This is a genomic window from Flavobacterium johnsoniae (assembly GCF_001879205.1).
Lineage (GTDB): Bacteria > Bacteroidota > Bacteroidia > Flavobacteriales > Flavobacteriaceae > Flavobacterium > Flavobacterium johnsoniae_A.
The window spans coordinates 529,541-546,315 of sequence record NZ_MLFK01000002.1 but is presented as its reverse complement, the minus strand read 5'-3'; the positions used below and the strand labels follow the sequence as shown (position 1 = coordinate 546,315).

15 protein-coding genes are annotated in these 16,775 nt (G+C 34.2%); 5 read left to right on the top strand and 10 right to left on the bottom strand.

Going from position 1 to position 16,775, the window contains the following annotated elements:
• Window positions 1–6: 6 nt before the first annotated feature.
• The 8 genes from BKM63_RS04780 to BKM63_RS04745 all read right to left on the bottom strand — a co-directional run bounded on the left by BKM63_RS04780 (window position 7) and on the right by BKM63_RS04745 (window position 8,889).
• Complete coding sequence (locus BKM63_RS04780; RefSeq protein ID WP_071635483.1) at window positions 7–1,764, bottom strand: BatD family protein; 1,758 nt, start codon at window positions 1,762–1,764, stop codon at window positions 7–9.
• Between the two features lie 99 nt (window positions 1,765–1,863).
• Window positions 1,864–2,640, bottom strand: a complete 777-nt coding sequence (locus BKM63_RS04775) for a tetratricopeptide repeat protein (protein WP_071635482.1) — start codon at window positions 2,638–2,640, stop codon at window positions 1,864–1,866.
• A 40-nt stretch (window positions 2,641–2,680) separates the two neighbouring features.
• Window positions 2,681–3,715, bottom strand: a complete 1,035-nt coding sequence (locus BKM63_RS04770; protein ID WP_071635481.1) for a VWA domain-containing protein — start codon at window positions 3,713–3,715, stop codon at window positions 2,681–2,683.
• A gap of 79 nt (window positions 3,716–3,794) precedes the next feature.
• On the bottom strand, window positions 3,795–4,799 hold the full coding sequence (locus BKM63_RS04765; protein WP_071635480.1) for a vWA domain-containing protein: 1,005 nt from the start codon (window positions 4,797–4,799) through the stop codon (window positions 3,795–3,797).
• Window positions 4,799–6,433, bottom strand: a complete 1,635-nt coding sequence (locus BKM63_RS04760) for a hypothetical protein (protein WP_071635479.1) — start codon at window positions 6,431–6,433, stop codon at window positions 4,799–4,801. The genes BKM63_RS04765 and BKM63_RS04760 overlap by 1 nt, the downstream gene beginning before the upstream one ends.
• Before the next feature lie 78 nt (window positions 6,434–6,511).
• Window positions 6,512–6,868, bottom strand: a complete 357-nt coding sequence (locus BKM63_RS04755; RefSeq protein WP_071635478.1) for a four helix bundle protein — start codon at window positions 6,866–6,868, stop codon at window positions 6,512–6,514.
• Between the two features lie 73 nt (window positions 6,869–6,941).
• Window positions 6,942–7,805: a DUF58 domain-containing protein gene (locus tag BKM63_RS04750; RefSeq protein WP_071635477.1), complete on the bottom strand. Its 864-nt coding sequence runs from the start codon at window positions 7,803–7,805 to the stop codon at window positions 6,942–6,944.
• A gap of 79 nt (window positions 7,806–7,884) precedes the next feature.
• Window positions 7,885–8,889 carry an AAA family ATPase gene (locus BKM63_RS04745; RefSeq protein ID WP_017497457.1) on the bottom strand — a complete coding sequence of 335 codons (1,005 nt, stop codon included), beginning with the start codon at window positions 8,887–8,889 and terminating at the stop codon, window positions 7,885–7,887.
• A 212-nt stretch (window positions 8,890–9,101) separates the two neighbouring features.
• On the opposite strand from BKM63_RS04745, the gene BKM63_RS04740 reads away from it, so the two are divergent.
• The 3 genes from BKM63_RS04740 (at window position 9,102) to BKM63_RS04730 (ending at window position 12,069) form a co-directional block, all read left to right on the top strand.
• The gene (locus BKM63_RS04740; protein ID WP_071635476.1) at window positions 9,102–9,974 is read left to right on the top strand and encodes an aldo/keto reductase; all 873 of its coding nucleotides are present in this window, start codon (window positions 9,102–9,104) and stop codon (window positions 9,972–9,974) included.
• 99 nt (window positions 9,975–10,073) lie between these two features.
• Window positions 10,074–10,826, top strand: coding sequence for an SDR family NAD(P)-dependent oxidoreductase (locus BKM63_RS04735; RefSeq protein WP_071635475.1), 753 nt, complete (start codon window positions 10,074–10,076; stop codon window positions 10,824–10,826).
• 103 nt (window positions 10,827–10,929) lie between these two features.
• Window positions 10,930–12,069, top strand: coding sequence for an ATP-binding protein (locus tag BKM63_RS04730; protein ID WP_071635474.1), 1,140 nt, complete (start codon window positions 10,930–10,932; stop codon window positions 12,067–12,069).
• A 96-nt stretch (window positions 12,070–12,165) separates the two neighbouring features.
• Here BKM63_RS04730 and BKM63_RS04725 read toward each other — a convergent pair whose 3' ends face one another.
• A complete protein-coding gene (locus tag BKM63_RS04725; protein WP_071635473.1) occupies window positions 12,166–12,909 on the bottom strand; it encodes a DUF3298 and DUF4163 domain-containing protein in 744 nt (247 codons plus the stop codon).
• 104 nt (window positions 12,910–13,013) lie between these two features.
• On the opposite strand from BKM63_RS04725, the gene BKM63_RS04720 reads away from it, so the two are divergent.
• On the top strand, window positions 13,014–14,156 hold the full coding sequence (locus tag BKM63_RS04720) for a cystathionine gamma-synthase (protein ID WP_071635472.1): 1,143 nt from the start codon (window positions 13,014–13,016) through the stop codon (window positions 14,154–14,156).
• A 69-nt stretch (window positions 14,157–14,225) separates the two neighbouring features.
• On the opposite strand, the gene BKM63_RS04715 is transcribed toward BKM63_RS04720, so the two are convergent.
• Window positions 14,226–15,017 carry a THC0290_0291 family protein gene (locus tag BKM63_RS04715; protein ID WP_071635471.1) on the bottom strand — a complete coding sequence of 264 codons (792 nt, stop codon included), beginning with the start codon at window positions 15,015–15,017 and terminating at the stop codon, window positions 14,226–14,228.
• Window positions 15,018–15,340: 323 nt separating this feature from the next.
• Between BKM63_RS04715 and gdhA the strand changes: the two genes are divergently transcribed.
• Window positions 15,341–16,684, top strand: a complete 1,344-nt coding sequence (gdhA, locus tag BKM63_RS04710; RefSeq protein ID WP_071635470.1) for an NADP-specific glutamate dehydrogenase — start codon at window positions 15,341–15,343, stop codon at window positions 16,682–16,684.
• The last annotated feature ends 91 nt before the right edge of the window (window positions 16,685–16,775 follow it).

Sequence of the window (16,775 nt, the reverse complement as noted above, 5' to 3'; positions counted from 1 at the left end):
TAAAAACTAAACGATTTGTTTTTCTAATTCGGATATAATTAAAACAGCTTTATCATAATCCTGCTGAATCGAAGCACTTGATGCCGGAGCATAACGGGCAAATTCGCAGTTTTCTGTCAGATTAATAAAATTATGAACCGTTTCTGGGTTTGAATTTCTTGATAAAAGCAGTTCCTGAATATTGTCTTTACTCATTTCTGAAGTTTCAATATGCAGTTTTGCTTTCAGGAAATTATGCATTGCTTTTTCAAGAGCAATATAAAACGCTTCTTTGTTATTAAGCTGTTTTTTAGCCTGCGATAGATATTTCTTCGCAAGCTTATTGTTCATTCTAATTCTGTTTCCGGTTACGTCACTGTCTATTGCTTCTTTTTTCTTCTTAGCTAAAATAATAATCGGAATAATAGCAAAAGGGAAAAACAATAGAGCATAATATAAATCTGAACCATAAAAATCATCTTTAGCAATTGATGTTAAAGTGGTTTTTGGCTTAATATATTTAAATTGTTCTGTTTTTGTAACTACATTTTTAGCTGCTGTCGAAGGATTTGCTTCTGCCAAAGTAGGGCCGTCTAAAACATCCACCATAATTTCAGGCGAAGTAATCGTTTTATAAGATCCCGTATTCAGATCAAAATAAGAGAACGACATTGGCTTAATGGCATATTTTCCTTTGTATTGCGGAATAATAGTGTATTTATCTGTAATTTTTCCAGACATTCCAGCCAATGAAGTTGTTACTTTTTCATCGTGAACCGGATCGTACATTTCTAACGCATTTGGAACAACAGGTTTTGGTAAAGTAAACAATTTCATGTTTCCTGTTCCCGAGGCGCTGACAAGTAAATCCAGACCTTCACCGCTTTTTAATGTTGTTCTCGATGGAGTAACCGTAAAATTAAATTTACCAACTGCACCAGTGAAACCTTCTGGTTTTCCGGTTTCCGGAAGCGGCTTAACATTTATCGATCTGGCTCCTGTTGTTACAATTTTATTATCTTCAGTAATAATCATTTGACCAAACATATCACGTCGATTTGTTGGCAATTGAACTCCAATATCTAATGAAAAAGGTTCAATAGTAAGTATTCCTGATTTTTGAGGATAAAGGATTGTTTTCTTTAGTACCACAAAATGGCATCTCTGACCTTGAAAACTTCCTTCTTCCATTACCAATTGTTTGATGTCGATGTTCTGATTCCAGAAATCGTTGTACTTAGGTTTTGCAAGTTCTCTAAATCCTGTAACTCCAATTTCATTAAAATACAGTTTGTAAACAACTGTAATAGGTTCGTTTACATACGGATTCTTTTTAGAAACCTCTGCAACCAATTGTAGTAATTCGTTTCCATATCCGCCGCCGCCTTGTTGTCGAGGGTCATTAGGATCTCGTTCCTGCGCAACAGCATTGGTTACCGTAACTTTTATTGGTGTAGTTTTATAGATCTGGCCATTATATTCTATTGCCGCTTGTTTAATTGTAAGAGATCCTTTTTTTTCAGGCTGCAGAATATAAGAGTATATTTTTTGAAAAGAGCTTCGGCCGTTTATCCAGGATTGACTTACCTGCTGGCTTGGTCCGCCTACAATCTTGAATCCTTCAAATGAAGGCTGGTCAAAATTATCTCCATCAACATTCATGACGAAATCAATACGAAGTCTTTCGTTAAGTCCAAGTGTGTTTTTGCTTACTCTGGCTTCAAATTGAACTTGAGCCATAAGTCCTTGAAAAGTGAATAGTAATAGAATTAAATATCTTTTCATTTAAATTTTGATCATTGTTTGTTTAACTGTTAAATCGTTTATCCGTTTAATCGTTTAGTATATAAACAATTTAATAACGATTAAACGATTCAACTTATTTTACCAGTCTTTCTCCGGTTTTTTAGGATTTCCTTTTACTTTTTGTGCGTTTACTTTATCTTGAATTTTCTTTTCTTCGTTGTTTACAGCATCTAATAAATTCTGAACACGTTCTTTTGAAATTCCGCCAGGCATTGGTTTTGGTTCTCCGTTATTATCAGACTTATCGTCTTTCTTCGGATCATTTTTACCGTCTTTTTTGTCCTTGTCTTTATCGCCTTTATCGTCTTTTTTATCCTTATCCTTGTTCTGATCTTTATTTTTATCCTTGTCCTTATCTTTGTCTTTATTTTTATCCTTGTCTTTGTCCTTGTCCTTATTCTTGTCTTTGTTTTGATCGTTTTTAGGAGGGTTTTCTTTTAGTTTTTGCTTGGCATAAGCATAGTTGTAACGCGTTTCATCATCAGTTGGATCGTTACGTAATGCTTCTTTATAAGCCTCAACCGCCTGCGTATAATCTTTCTCTTTCATGAAAGTGTTTCCAAGATTATGGTATGCTTTATGCTTTTCAGGTCTTGTTTTGGCATTCTTTATAGCATTTGCGTAAGCGTATTTAGCTTCAGAAGCCTGATTTTGTCTGTAAATCGTGTTCCCCAAATTGTATGAAGCAGTTGCGCGCTTTGGAAATTTTGATGCCGAAATTCTATAGTTTGCTTCTGCATCTACAAATTTATTCTGCTTATATTCTTCATTGGCACCAGGCAATATTTTGTCTTTTTCCTGAGCAGAAACTGCAAAAGAAAGCGTTAGTAAAATATAAAGAAGTAAATTTTTCATTCTATTATTTTTATTTTTTGTTCCGAGTTTAAGCGGATCTTTATTTCTTTTCGTTGAATAAATTCAACTCTTTAATCCAATTTGTTTTTCGTTCTAAAAGAAAAATATCTACAAACAACAGTAAGAAACCAAACCCAAGAAACCATTGAAACTGCGATTGAAAATCGGCCATTTGTGTTGATTCAAATTCGGTTTTTTGAATGTTATTCAGGGCATTTTTAATGTATTCTAAAACTTCTTTAGTATTTCCGCCGTAAACATAACCGCCTTTTGTGGCTTTTGCAATAGTTTTTAATCCTTCCTGGTTTAATTTTGTAATAACAGTCTGCCCATTTTGATCTTTTTGATAATTTCTTACCACGCCATTTTCTTTTAAAGGAATTGTTGCTCCTTTTTCTGTTCCAACACCTATTGTAATGATTTTCATTCCCAGTTTATTAGCTTCTTCTGCGGCAGAAGACGCCCCTTCAGAATGATCTTCACCATCCGAGATTAAAATCAAAAGCTTACTTGTTTTGCTTTTCTCATCAAAATAAGTGGCTGATAATCGGATAGCTTCATCCAAAGAGGTTCCCTGAGAGGAAACCATATCCGGGCTCATACTTTGCAGGAACATTTTGGCAACACTGTAATCTGATGTAATTGGCAATACCGGAAAAGCACTTCCTGCATAAGCAACAATTCCAATTCGGTCATTTCCGAGCGAATTAATAATCTGCGAAACCAATTGTTTACTTTTATCTAGACGACTTGGCGCCACATCTTCGGCCAGCATACTTTTAGAAACGTCAACAGCAAAAACAATATCAATACCTTCTCGTTTTACCGTCTCCATTTTCGTTCCTATTTTCGGATTTACCAATCCGATAATCAAACAGGCCAAAGCTAATAGTAAAACAGATAATTTTAAGACAGGTTTAAAAACAGATCTTTCCGGACTCAGTTTTTTTACCATTTCTAAATCACCAAATTCACGTTGTTTTTTTCTTTTCCAATACATATTGAAAAGGAAAATGCACACCACAATTGGGAGTAATAATAATAGATATAAATATTTTTTTTCGTCTAATTCCATTTTTTAATTCTAGTTCTCAATCGCAGTTTTCAATCGCAGTTTCAGCTGTAAACTGTAAACTTTGACTGCGACTAAAATATTAAATAAAGCTTCTATAAACCGTATTTCTTAAACCAAGTTCCAGCAATAATAAAAATACTGCGAGTAAAACAAATCCTCTGTATTTTTCGTCGTAATCGTAGAATTTTAATTCTTGTATTTCTGTTGTTTCTAATTTATTAATTGCGCTGTATATTTCGGCTAATCTATCGTTGCTTGTGGCTCTAAAGTATGTTCCATCTGTTTTATGGGCAATACTTTTCATTAACTTCTCGTCAATTTCAACTTTCTGCATTTTGAATAAGAAACCTCCGTTTGGTGCATATGCATAAGGAGATTCAGCCATTCCGTTTGTTCCAATACCAATTGTATACACTTTTATTCCGTATTGTTTGGCAATGTCTGCAGCTGTTTCCGGTTCAATAAAACCGGCATTGTTAACCCCGTCTGTCATTAAAATAACAACTCGGCTTTTTGCTTTACTGTCTTTTAGACGGTTTACAGCCGTGGCTAATCCCATCCCAATTCCGGTTCCGTCTTGTAAAACGGTATCGTATCTAATTCCTTTTATGGCTTCCAGAATAATTGGTTTGTCGCTTGTAACCGGCGTTTTGGTATAAGCTTCAGAAGCGTATAAAACCAGACCAATTCTATCATTTGGTCTTTCTCCAACGAAATCCGCGGCAACTCTTTTTAAAGCCTCCATACGGTTAGGTTTTAAATCTTTTGCCAGCATACTTCCAGAAACGTCAATTGCCATTACAATATCAATTCCTTTTGTTGTTTTGGTCTGATTACTAATATCAACTGTTCTTGGTCTTGCTAAAGCGATAATTAATGAACTTAAAGCTATAATTCTAAAAACGTATAAGCAGGGTTTTAATTTGGTTAAGAGTGACTGACTGTTTTTAAAACCTGCGGTCGAACTCATTTTTAATGTAGCCGACTGCTGGTTTCTTTTCCAGAAAAACCAAGCGATTGCAATGGGAATCAAAAGAAACAACCAAAAGAATTCCGGATTTAAAAAAGTGATCTTATTATTCATTAGTTACTTGCTTTTTTAAGTTCAACAGAATTTAAAATTCGGGTTGTGATGTCGTTCGCATAAGTATCACCTTCTTCATGCAAAATAATAATTTGCTGTAATCCCTGATCTTGTTTAAAAAGAAGGATTTCGTAATACGCTTTTGTACTTGTTTTAGTGTTAGGATTTAAAATGCTCATTGTTCCGTAACCTTTTATTCCCTGGATACCTTGGTTGGTTTGGAAATCTTCCTGTTTTACAATGATATTTTGCCCGCCTTGAAGTTCGATTACTTTTAAACTTCCTTCTAAAGCTTTTGATAAATCAATTTCAGTTGGATTTTTAAATTTAGTGGTAGAAACTGCCACATAAAAATTATCAATCATACTGCCGTATGCAAAAAGCTGCATTTCTTTTATCAGGGCCATTGTTTCTTTTGGAAGTGCTTTTAAAGCATCCATACGTTTCAAAACTTTTGGAGTTTCAATTATAACGCCTGGATTTCCGTATTCACTTTTTACCCATTCTCCTTCTAATAATTCTTTAGACGGATGGCCTATAAGATTGTCTTTTACGTAGGCAAAACCTTTTGTTGCAATAAAATAAGTAGCTGTAGCCAATAATAAGAATACAGCTGAACCTGCTGTAATTGCGATTCGTTTGTTTCTTTGTTTCTTTAATTGAAGCTGAATCTGTTTTTGTTTTTGGGCTTCGTTTAATAATTGATCTTCTGCTTCTTCCGGAACTTCGGTAGGAATGGCATTGTCAAGGGTTAAAATTACTTTCTGAATTTTATTTCTGTCTTCAGTGATTTCAAAATCCAAAGGTTTAGATTTTGCGAATTTTACTAAATCGGCCTGACGTAAAACACGTTCCAGATTCTCAACCGTTTCTGGCGTTAAAGTCATTTTCTTTTTAGTCGAAGCTGTTCTGATGGCCTGAATCAATTCAGAAGTTGTGCTTTCCATTGCAGGAATATGAATCGCTTCTTCGATATAATTACGGGCAATATCCGTTAGTTCGCTGTAATATTCTTTAATTTCTCCTTTTTGAACTAATTCTTTTTGTTCTAAATTGTTCAATAAGCTCGTTGCTTTTTCTATTGGCGTTTTATAAACTTCTTCTTCGATTTTCTTTTTCTGGTGTTTTTTAACATACCAGTAAATGAAAGCCCCAATTCCTAAAATAATAACCAAAGCCAAAATGTATTTCCACCAATCACCAATACCGCCATCTGCAGCGGTAATGTCTTTAATGTCGTACATTTTTTGCTGTAAAGTATCTACTTTAACATTGGCAACTTCTACACGAATAGAATCTGATAAATAAGGTTTCTTGTCAATAAGAATCTGAACACTTGGAATTACATATCTTCCTGAATCAAATTGTGTTAAGCCATATTTTTTAATTAATTCATAAGTATCGTTTTTCTTTACGGTGTCAACCGGATAGGATTGAATTACTTCAAGGGCTCCAAATCTTTTTAGTTTTGGAAAAACAACTTTAGAATTAGCATTTACAACCGTTTTAAGTGTAAGCTTAAATTCGGCGCCAATTTTATTTTTTGTAGTATCAATACTTGTTTCGACTTGTTTTTGCTGTGCAAAAACAACCGATGAAAGCAAAAATAAAAATATGTAAAACTTTAATTTCATTATGATTAACGATTGAAGATTAACGATTTTTGATTTCAGATTTATGTGAAACTTAAATGTTTAATCTTTGTTCTTTATTTATGAATTATTTTTTGATGTTTTGATACTTGAGACAAAAATTGAGATTAATTGATTGGCTTCTGTTTTTGCTCGTATTAAACTTTCCTGATCTGTTGAAAGGTTTGCTTTTTCTATTATTTTTAAACAAACAAATGTTTCTCTTAATTCTTTCAGGCAGATTCCCATTTTATGAATAAAATCCTTTTTACTTTCTGCACTTTGCGCCTCACCATAATTTAAAGCAGGCGATGTACTTGAACGAGTGATTTGCCCTAATAAATGATTTCCAGCGTAATTTTTTTCAAATGTAATTGTTAGTAATATTATACTCGCAGCAAAATCAATCAATCTATTTTCTAATTCTTGTTTAGTCATTCCTTAATTCTTCCTTTAACCATAAATCATGCACATCATAAATCGAAAATCGTTAATCAAATATCAAAAATCTTTACCTTGATTTGAAATAACCTAATAATTTGGTTACGTAATTTTCATCGACTCTTGTGTTTACAATTCCTGCACCAGATTTACGAAATGTATCTTTGAAATAATTGACTCTTTCCTGATAATGTTTTTCGTAATTCATGCGCACTGTTTTTGAACCCGTATCAACTAACTGCGTTTTTCCGGTTTCGGCATCAAGCATGGTTACCATTCCTAAATTCGGGATTTTTTCTTCGCGAATATCGTACACACGAACACCTGTAAGGTCATGTTTTTTAGAAGCAATTTTTAAAGTCTGCTCATAATCTTCGGACATAAAATCTGAAATCATAAAAACAATTGCTTTCTTTTTTTGAGTTCCTGATAAAAATTTTAAAGCCTGAGCCACATCTGTTTTTTGACTTTTTGGTTCAAATTCGATCAATTCACGAATGATTCTTAAAACATGCGAACGGCCTTTTTTGGGCGGAATATATAATTCGACATTATCAGAAAATAAGATTAATCCAATCTTATCATTATTTTGTGTAGCCGAAAAAGCCATCGTTGCCGCAATTTCGGTTACGATGTCTTTTTTAAACTGACTTTTTGAGCCAAAACCTTCAGAACCCGAAATATCAACCATTAAAACCATGGTCAATTCTCGTTCTTCTTCAAAAACTTTTACGTGGGCTTCGTTGTAGCGTGCGGTTACATTCCAATCGATGTTACGAATATCATCGCCATATTGGTATTGACGCACCTCGCTGAAAGTCATCCCGCGCCCTTTAAATGAAGAATGGTATTCTCCCGAAAAGATATGATTGCTCAGTCTTTTGGTTTTGATCTCTATTTTCCGTACTTTTTTTAAAAGCTCTTTTGTATCCATTTTTTGTTTGGTTTATGGTTTATGGTTGTTGGTTGACGGCGAATGTACCATCAACAAAAAACTATCAACCATCAACTTTTTAAGGTACTTCAATCTCGTTTACGATTTTGTTGATAATGTCTACAGAAGTAATATTTTCGGCTTCAGCCTCATATGTTATCCCAACTCTGTGACGTAAAACATCATGTACAACGGCACGAACATCTTCAGGAATTACATAACCGCGGCGTTTGATAAAAGCGTAACATTTTGCAGCATTTGCTAAATTGATACTTCCACGCGGCGATGCTCCAAAGCTGATAAGAGGTTTTAAGTCGGCCAATTTGTATTTTTCTGGATAACGGGTAGCAAAGATGATATCTAAGATATATTTTTCGATTTTTTCATCCATATAAACTTCACGAACAGCTTCCTGTGCACGTAAAATCTGTTCTACCGAAACTACAGGATTTACTTTTTCATAAGATCCTTTTAAGTTTTGGCGAATTACAAAACGCTCTTCGTCAATTTTTGGATAATCAATTACCGTTTTTAACATGAAACGGTCAACCTGCGCTTCAGGAAGCTGGTATGTTCCTTCTTGTTCAACAGGGTTTTGAGTTGCAAGAACTAAAAACGGACGATCAAGTTTGAAAGTAGTGTCGCCAATTGTTACTTGTTTTTCCTGCATTGCCTCTAAAAGTGCTGACTGAACCTTTGCAGGAGCACGGTTAATCTCATCGGCAAGTACGAAATTGGCAAAAATAGGTCCTTTTTTAATTGAGAATTCGTTTGCTTTGATGTTGTAAATCATTGTTCCGATGACATCGGCAGGTAATAAATCAGGCGTAAACTGAATACGGCTAAAAGAACCCTGAACCGCTTGTGACAAAGTATTAATGGCTAATGTTTTTGCTAAACCAGGAACACCTTCCAGTAAAATATGCCCTTGTCCCAAAAGACCAATTAATAAACGCTCGACCATATGTTTTTGGCCCACAATAACTTTGTTCATTTCCATTGTAAGAAGGTCTATAAAAGCACTTTCTCTTTCAATTTTTTCATTTATCGCTCTAATGTCTAAAGTCGTTGTATTTTCTTCCATATAAATATTTTTATAACCTTGATTTGTACGCCTGTTTTTTGAGAGTGCAAATTGACTATTTTTTGAGAAGTAAGATGTTAAAGAATGGTTAAAACTTCGACCAATCATCTAATTTTAAGGACGAATTGTGAATCTATTTTTATATTTTTAAGAACTTTGATGGATATGTTTGCAAAAAGCATATTTATTACCAAAAATAACGCAATAAAACCATGAGTAAAACAGCATTATCGCCTATAATTTCGGGCACTATGAATTGGGGTGTTTGGGATAAAAACCTTACGCCAAAAGAAATGGAAAACCTGATACAAATTTGTATCGAAAACAAAATTACAACTTTTGACCACGCCGATATTTACGGTGATTATACTACCGAAGCCGACTTTGGTAAGGCATTCAAAGCCAGCAAGATTTCGCGTGAAAAACTACAATTAATTACCAAATGCGGGATTCAGCTGGTAACTGAAAGTCGTAATAACAAAATTAAACATTACGATTATTCTAAAGATTACATTATTTGGTCTGTTGAAGAATCTTTAAAGAAACTTAAAACAGATTATGTTGATGTTTTTTTATTACATAGGCCAAGTCCGTTAATGCAGGCAGATGAAATTGCTGAGGCAGTTGAAAAATTAAAAGCGGATGGAAAAATTTTAGACTTTGGACTTTCTAATTTTACAAGTTCTCAAACAGAATTAATTCGTCAAAAAACCGAAGTAAGTTATAATCAGGTACAATTTTCGGCAACTCACTATGAGCCAATGATCGACGGAAGTTTAGATTATATGCAGACAAACGGAATACGCCCATTATCATGGAATCCGCTTGGGACTGTTTTTAGAGAAGATACCAAGAAAACACGACGCTTGAAAAAATTATTCTCGACTTTACTGGAAAAATATCATCTGGGAGCGGACACACTTTTATTGTCCTGGATTTTAAAACATCCTGCAAACGTTATTCCAATTGCCGGAACTGTTAACGTTGCCAGAATTCAGTCTTTAGCAAAAGCGGTTGAATTAGAAATGGACAAGGAAGACTGGTTTGCCATCTGGACAGAAAGTATGGGCGACGACGTTGCTTAATTTTTAGTTGGAAAAAATATAGCCGCAGATTAAGAGATTAATACGATTTTAAATCTGGGAGAATCATTTAATCTGTGGCAAAAAAAATAAAAATATAGAATGAAAAAAACAGTTTTAATTACTGGAGCCACAAGCGGAATTGGAAAAGCAGCTGCACAGATTTTGGCAAAAAACAATTTTAAAGTTATTCTCTGCGGAAGACGTAAAGATCGTTTAGAAGAGCTGGAAAAAGAACTTTCTGCTTTTACCGAAGTGCATTCGCTTTCTTTTGATGTTCGTGATAAGAATGATGTTTTAGAGAAAATTGAAAATCTTCCGGATGCATTTTCAGATATTGATGTTTTAATTAATAATGCCGGAAATGCGCACGGGTTAGATCCTATTCAAACAGGAGATTTAGACGATTGGGATGCCATGATCGATATTAATGTAAAAGGGCTTTTATATGTTTCGAAAGCGGTGATTCCGAAAATGACGGCTAAAAATTCCGGACATATTATCAATATTGGTTCAACTGCAGCTAAAGAAGTGTATCCGAACGGAAATGTGTATTGCGGTACAAAACATGCCGTAGATGCAATTACAGCCGGAATGCGTATAGATTTAAATCCATTTGGAATTCGTGTAGGTGCCATTCATCCCGGAATGGTGGCAACAGAATTCAGTGAAGTGCGTTTTAAAGGTGATACAGAGAGGGCTTCAAATGTTTATAAAGGATTTGATCCGCTTCAGGCAGAAGATATTGCCGATATTATTCACTTCGTGGTTTCAAGACCTTATCATGTAAATATTGCTGATTTGGTTGTAATGAGTACAGCGCAGGCATCTTCGACAATTGTAAAAAGAGACTAACTTAGATTTTTAGACTAACTTAGACTTCTTAGATTTGAAGTTTGTTATAGTTTGAAATCTAAGAAGTCTAGAATCTAAGAAGTCTAAATAATCTGAAAAAAGAATGATTAATAAACGCCTTTTAATAAAAAATTTACTTGCTCATAATGACGAGAGCAGTTTTTATGATAAAAAAAGGCAGTTGAATTTGCATTCGAGAGAAGGCAAAGCGAAGTTTCTCAAACACATTTGTGCGCTTTCCAATTCAAATCCGGCTAATAATTCTTATATCGTTGTTGGAGTAGAAGATCAGGATAATGAGATCGTAGGCGACGATTTCTTTGACGACAGCCGAATCCAGAATCTCGTAAATGCTTTTTTAGAAAATCCTCCAAAAATTCAATACGAAAATGTACCATTTCCAAATCTTCCAAAAGACAAAGTAATTGGTTTGGTTACAATTAAACCTAAAAGTCAGGTTTCTTATTTCAAGAAAGGAATTCACACTATTATTGCCAACAGTGTTTTTGTGCGGAGAGGCAGTAATTCTATTCCGGTTGAAGGAGAAATTGAAAAAAATTATCAAAATACCGAAACCGTAATCGGGATTGAAAATAGTTCCAGAAACAGTATTCAGTATACGCTGGACGGCGTTATCGATTTTATGAATTTCAGGCATAAAGACATGTCGCCCAAATACCATGTTTTTAAGGAATTGTTTGTGATCTGCTGGGCCGGAGTTCCAAAAAAGTCAAGAGATAAAACCTTTTTATCCCGTGTAGACATTGAGTTAATCAACGAGCAGGTAAAGCTTTTTTACTCGTCTCAGGATGTGGTTACGATTTTTTATAATGATGATAGTTTTACAATTACAGAATATATCCCCCTTGGACTAAACGACAAAACAAGTTATTATCCTCTGGAAGAACAAACAATTCATTTCTTCGATAATGGATATTATAAAATTGATCGTCAGATACTTTTTCAACCTCCTGAATTTAATCGGAAAATGCTATTTCATATTTATAATTCGAATATGGCATTACTTCAAAAACTACAAAAAGGAATTTCTTTATCTGAACGTGAATTAAAAGATCTTGAAAATCTGCCTTCAACTTTTATGATCTGCTATTTGAATGGTTTTGATGATGCCAAACAAAAATTAATTGATGCTAAATTGCTTTTAAAGCCTTTCGGGCAGGCATATTTATCTTTTAAAGAAGCTTTGAGGGTTTTGAGGAAGATGAAGTATGATGTGCAATAAAGGTTTAGAGGTTGTAAGTGACAAAGGTTCAAAGGTTTTTTGTAGAAACGCTTATGTATAGATGCACCGAATTGCTCTAACCAATACTGAAATTATCTATTTAAACTTTAAATATTTACTCACTTTATCATAAGGAAATACAATCTCTTTTGGCCCGTCGGCGTAAGATGCGGCTTCGTATGAGTTGTAATATAAAAGCAATCCTTCAGATGTATAAAAAATATTTTGAGGCAGTTGAAATTTATCATTTTCAAACATTAAACCTGTTGCATTAATGTTGGCTTTTTCGGGAATATGATATTTGGCTCTGAATTCCTTTTCGGCGAAAGCCTTAAATTCTTTTTCGTTTTTAAATAATTGATTGTTTAAAATGGTTTTACCTGTTTTACGATGAAATAATAATGATCGAAAACCCTGATAACCATGAGCGCCTCCGGTAAAAGTATAGTGGTCTAATTTAATGTTTACGATCTGATCTGAGTCAAATTCGACATTTCCGGTTATTTTTCCTTCCCAGCCAAAAGTATCATTGGGGAATTTTTTATGCATTTCTTCATAAGACGCAATAAAAGATTTAGACAAAGATTTGTAATCATTGACTTTTGTAGAATCTTCACCGAAGTAAACAATCTCTTTTACAACAGCGAAAACTTTTTTATTAATGCTGTCTGCAACGACAGGAATTTTTTTCGCAATAGGTATATCTATAGTAATTTTTGGGCAGTCAGTTTCGCACGGAATCGTTGATTTTTCTTCAAACGTTTCATTTTCAAATGAAAGCTCTTTGTTGCAACTTGTAAAAATCAAACACAGAAAGACTAAAAATGTATAATGTTTCATATCAAAAAGTGTTAATTATATACAAAGGTAAGAAGTTGTGTCAGGATAAAATAAATTAAGCGGTAAATTTGTACAGATATTAAGTGTTTAAAATTTGTAATTATATGAAATTCAATACAAAAGTAATACATGGTGGTCAGCATCATGATCCAAGTACAGGAGCTGTTATGCCTCCTGTATATCAAACTTCGACTTTTATTCAGACAAGTCCGGGTAAACCCTTGGCGGATTATGAATACAGCAGAGCGTCGAACCCAACTCGTACAGCTTTAGAAGAAGCCTTAGCAAGTATTGAAAACGGTAAACGCGGCTTAGCTTTTTCTTCTGGTTTAGCGGCTACAGATTGTATTTTGAGATCATTTAAAGCAGGTGATGAAGTTATTGCTATGGATGATTTATATGGTGGAACTTACCGTATGTTTTCAAGGATTTATAAAGATTCAGGAATTAAATTTCATTTTGTTGATATGACAGATATCGCAAAACTGAAATCTTTAATTAATGAAAATACAAAATTGGTCTGGGTGGAGACACCAACCAATCCGTTAATGAAATTGGCTGACATTGCAGAAGTTGCCAAAATTACAAAAGAGCATAAAATATGGTTTGCTGTAGATAATACTTTTGCTACGCCATATTTGCAAAAACCACTTGATTTGGGTGCTGACATTGTTATGCATTCGGCTACAAAATATTTAGGAGGACATTCTGATGTTATCGCTGGAGCTTTAGTTGTAAAAGATGAAGCTTTGGGAGAACAATTGCATTTTCAGCAATTTGCAACCGGCGCAACTTTAGGTCCAATGGATAGCTTTTTGGTTTTAAGAGGAATCAAAACACTTGCACTGCGCGTTCAGAGACATTGCGAAAACGGAGAGAAAGTGGTAGAATATTTGAGTAAACATCCAAAAATAAATACAGTTTATTATCCTGGATTAGAAAGTCATCCGTTTCATGAAATTGCAAAAAAGCAAATGAAAGCATTTGGCGGAATGGTTTCTTTTACTTTCAAATCAGGTAAAAAAGAAGATTCGATTGCATTTTTAGAGAAACTAAAAGTATTTACTCTGGCAGAATCTTTAGGCGGAGTAGAATCATTAGCGAATCATCCGGCTTTAATGACACATGCATCTATTCCTGCAGATAAAAGAGCAGAAGTAGGTATTACAGATGATTTAGTTCGATTAAGCGTTGGAATTGAAGATGCCGAGGATTTAATCGCAGATTTAGAACAAGCTTTGGCTTAAAATTAAAATAAAAAAAATCCCAAATTTCAATTTTTATGAAATTTGGGATTTTTTTATTTTGAAATATTTTTAGAATTCTAAGTAGTAAATGTATCCTACATTAAGCCATACTTGCGAATCGTTTCTTTTGTTTTCTTTGTAAAGGTCTTTGTTTGGGTTAAGTCCATCTACCCAGTCAGAAGCGTAACCTTGATAACGTACTTCGACCATCAAATCGCTCATTGGGGCAATTTTTAGATGACCTCCAATACCAAGTGTTCCTGATAAAACTACTCCGTTTTCACTTGAGAAACCATGCTGACGTCCATCTGAAGGAGTTAAGTATTTTGGAAAAGTGGTTGCAGGAAGTCCCAGCTGACCTAATCTCGAATCGACTTTGGTAGAATAATAACTAACCTGAAAACCTAAGCTGATGTAAGGGCTAAAGCTGCCTACTGTGTTTTCGAAATCATGAATTTTCATAAAAGGAGAAAACTCTAATTGCGCTCCAAGGTTTACTAAAGTAGAACTTCCATGCATAGCCTGGAGGTGTTTTACAAGACCTTTTTCTTTCTCTCTGTCTACCCATTGGCCGAAATGCTCCAATTTGGTTGTGTTAAAAGATAATTCAGATCTTACTTTAAAGTGTTCTGTAAAGAAGCTTTCTCTGTTGTTATTGGCAGAAAAGTTTATAAAGTGAACAATTCCAACACCAAATCCGGTGTTTCCAACAGTTGTGTCAAAATTGTTTCTTTCGCCATAATCAGATTGGAAAGATACAGGTCCGAAAATAATTCCTACTTCTTGTGCAATGCCTTGCGCTGTTGCTATTGTAGAAAATCCAAATAAGGCGAAAATCGTGGTATATAGGTATTTAAACATGGTTTGGGGCTTTCAAATCTTGGGCAAATATATAAAAAACATAGTCTAATCAAAATATTAAATACTTCTATTAAAAAATTAGTAACAAAACACTTAATTTTCTGACTTTAAGTAGGGTAATTTGAAGTAATTTCGGAAGGGAAAAATTGTATTTTAATTATTGTTTAGAAATTACACAATTCTCCTTGAAAAACGAAAAAAAATAACAAACCATGATCAATTTCATTTATCTTTGCATGTTGTAACGAAAACGTTTTCTTAAAACGTATTTTCTTATTTAATTGATTAAGTTTAAAACTATTATTTGAATAATTTATTTAAAAATGGAACAAAAAATAAATGAATTTATGGCTCTTGTTGAGTCAAAAAATCCAAACGAGCCAGAATTTCTTCAAGCCGTTAGAGAATTTGCAGAAACGGTAATTCCATTTATCGCTGAAAGAAAAAAATATGATGGTAAAAATTTACTTCTTAGAATAGCTGAGCCAGAGAGATCTATAATTTTTAGAGTTCCGTGGGTTGACGATAAAGGAGAAATAATCGTAAACAGAGGTTTTAGAATTCAAATGAATTCTGCAATCGGACCATATAAAGGAGGGATTAGATTTCACCATACGGTAAATTTATCTGTTTTGAAATTCCTTGCTTTCGAACAAGTGTTTAAAAATAGTTTGACAACTCTTCCAATGGGCGGAGGAAAAGGAGGATCTGACTTTGACCCGGAAGGAAAATCTGATGGAGAAATCATGCGTTTCTGCCAATCATTTATGACTGAATTGTGCCGTCATATTGGTCCGGATCTTGACGTTCCTGCCGGAGATATTGGTGTTGGAGCAAGAGAAATTGGTTACTTATTTGGGCAGTATAAAAGAATTAGAAATGAATTTACAGGAGTATTAACCGGAAAAGGTCTTGCTTACGGAGGTTCATTAATTAGACCAGAAGCTACAGGTTACGGAGTTGTTTATTTTACAGATCAAATGCTTCGTACTATTGGGCATGAGATTAAAGGAAAAAGAGTTGCGATTTCAGGATTTGGAAATGTGGCTTGGGGAGTAGCTTTAAAAATAAATGAATTAGGCGGAAAAGTCGTTACTATTTCTGGTCCTGATGGGTATATTTATGATGAAGAAGGAATCTCCGGAGAAAAAATCGATCATATGGTTGAGATGAGAGCTACTGGTGATAACAGAGCGGAACTTTATCTTCAGAAATATCCAAATGCTGTTTTCCATAAAGGAAAAAGCCCTTGGGAAGTAAAAGTTGATATTGCTATTCCGTGTGCAACTCAAAACGAATTGAACGGCGAGGATGCTAAAAAACTTATTGATAATGGTGTTTTATGTGTAACTGAAGCTGCAAATATGCCTTCTACTCTGGATGCTATTAAATTATTCCTGGATAATAAAGTACTTTTTGCACCTGGTAAAGCGGCAAATGCCGGAGGGGTTGCTGCATCTGGATTAGAGATGACTCAAAACTCTATTCGTCTAAACTGGACAAGTGAAGAAGTAGATTTAAGATTAAAAGATATTATGGTTGGTATTCACAACCAATGTAAAAAATATGGTGTTGGCGAAGACGGATATGTTAACTATGTAAAAGGTGCAAACATTGCCGGATTTGTTAAAGTTGCCGATGCTATGCTGGCTCAAGGTGTAGTATAAGATTAATTGCAATTGAAAAAGTGCTCTCGTTTGTCTTAAAAGATAAATAGAGGGCACTTTTTTTTATTTATATGAGAACAAAAAACAAATA

Bases quoted from the DNA above. Each gene is read 5' to 3' on its own strand.
- BKM63_RS04770 (WP_071635481.1), bottom strand. From the start codon at position 3,715: ATGGAATTAGACGAAAAAAAATATTTATATCTATTATTATTACTCCCA.
- BKM63_RS04725 (WP_071635473.1), bottom strand. From the start codon at position 12,909: ATGAAACATTATACATTTTTAGTCTTTCTGTGTTTGATTTTTACAAGT.
- BKM63_RS04730 (WP_071635474.1), top strand. From the start codon at position 10,930: ATGATTAATAAACGCCTTTTAATAAAAAATTTACTTGCTCATAATGAC.
- BKM63_RS04735 (WP_071635475.1), top strand. From the start codon at position 10,074: ATGAAAAAAACAGTTTTAATTACTGGAGCCACAAGCGGAATTGGAAAA.
- BKM63_RS04720 (WP_071635472.1), top strand. From the start codon at position 13,014: ATGAAATTCAATACAAAAGTAATACATGGTGGTCAGCATCATGATCCA.
- gdhA (WP_071635470.1), top strand. From the start codon at position 15,341: ATGGAACAAAAAATAAATGAATTTATGGCTCTTGTTGAGTCAAAAAAT.
- BKM63_RS04765 (WP_071635480.1), bottom strand. From the start codon at position 4,799: ATGAATAATAAGATCACTTTTTTAAATCCGGAATTCTTTTGGTTGTTT.
- BKM63_RS04745 (WP_017497457.1), bottom strand. From the start codon at position 8,889: ATGGAAGAAAATACAACGACTTTAGACATTAGAGCGATAAATGAAAAA.
- BKM63_RS04760 (WP_071635479.1), bottom strand. From the start codon at position 6,433: ATGAAATTAAAGTTTTACATATTTTTATTTTTGCTTTCATCGGTTGTT.
- BKM63_RS04740 (WP_071635476.1), top strand. From the start codon at position 9,102: ATGAGTAAAACAGCATTATCGCCTATAATTTCGGGCACTATGAATTGG.
- BKM63_RS04775 (WP_071635482.1), bottom strand. From the start codon at position 2,640: ATGAAAAATTTACTTCTTTATATTTTACTAACGCTTTCTTTTGCAGTT.
- BKM63_RS04715 (WP_071635471.1), bottom strand. From the start codon at position 15,017: ATGTTTAAATACCTATATACCACGATTTTCGCCTTATTTGGATTTTCT.
- BKM63_RS04780 (WP_071635483.1), bottom strand. From the start codon at position 1,764: ATGAAAAGATATTTAATTCTATTACTATTCACTTTTCAAGGACTTATG.
- BKM63_RS04750 (WP_071635477.1), bottom strand. From the start codon at position 7,805: ATGGATACAAAAGAGCTTTTAAAAAAAGTACGGAAAATAGAGATCAAA.
- BKM63_RS04755 (WP_071635478.1), bottom strand. From the start codon at position 6,868: ATGACTAAACAAGAATTAGAAAATAGATTGATTGATTTTGCTGCGAGT.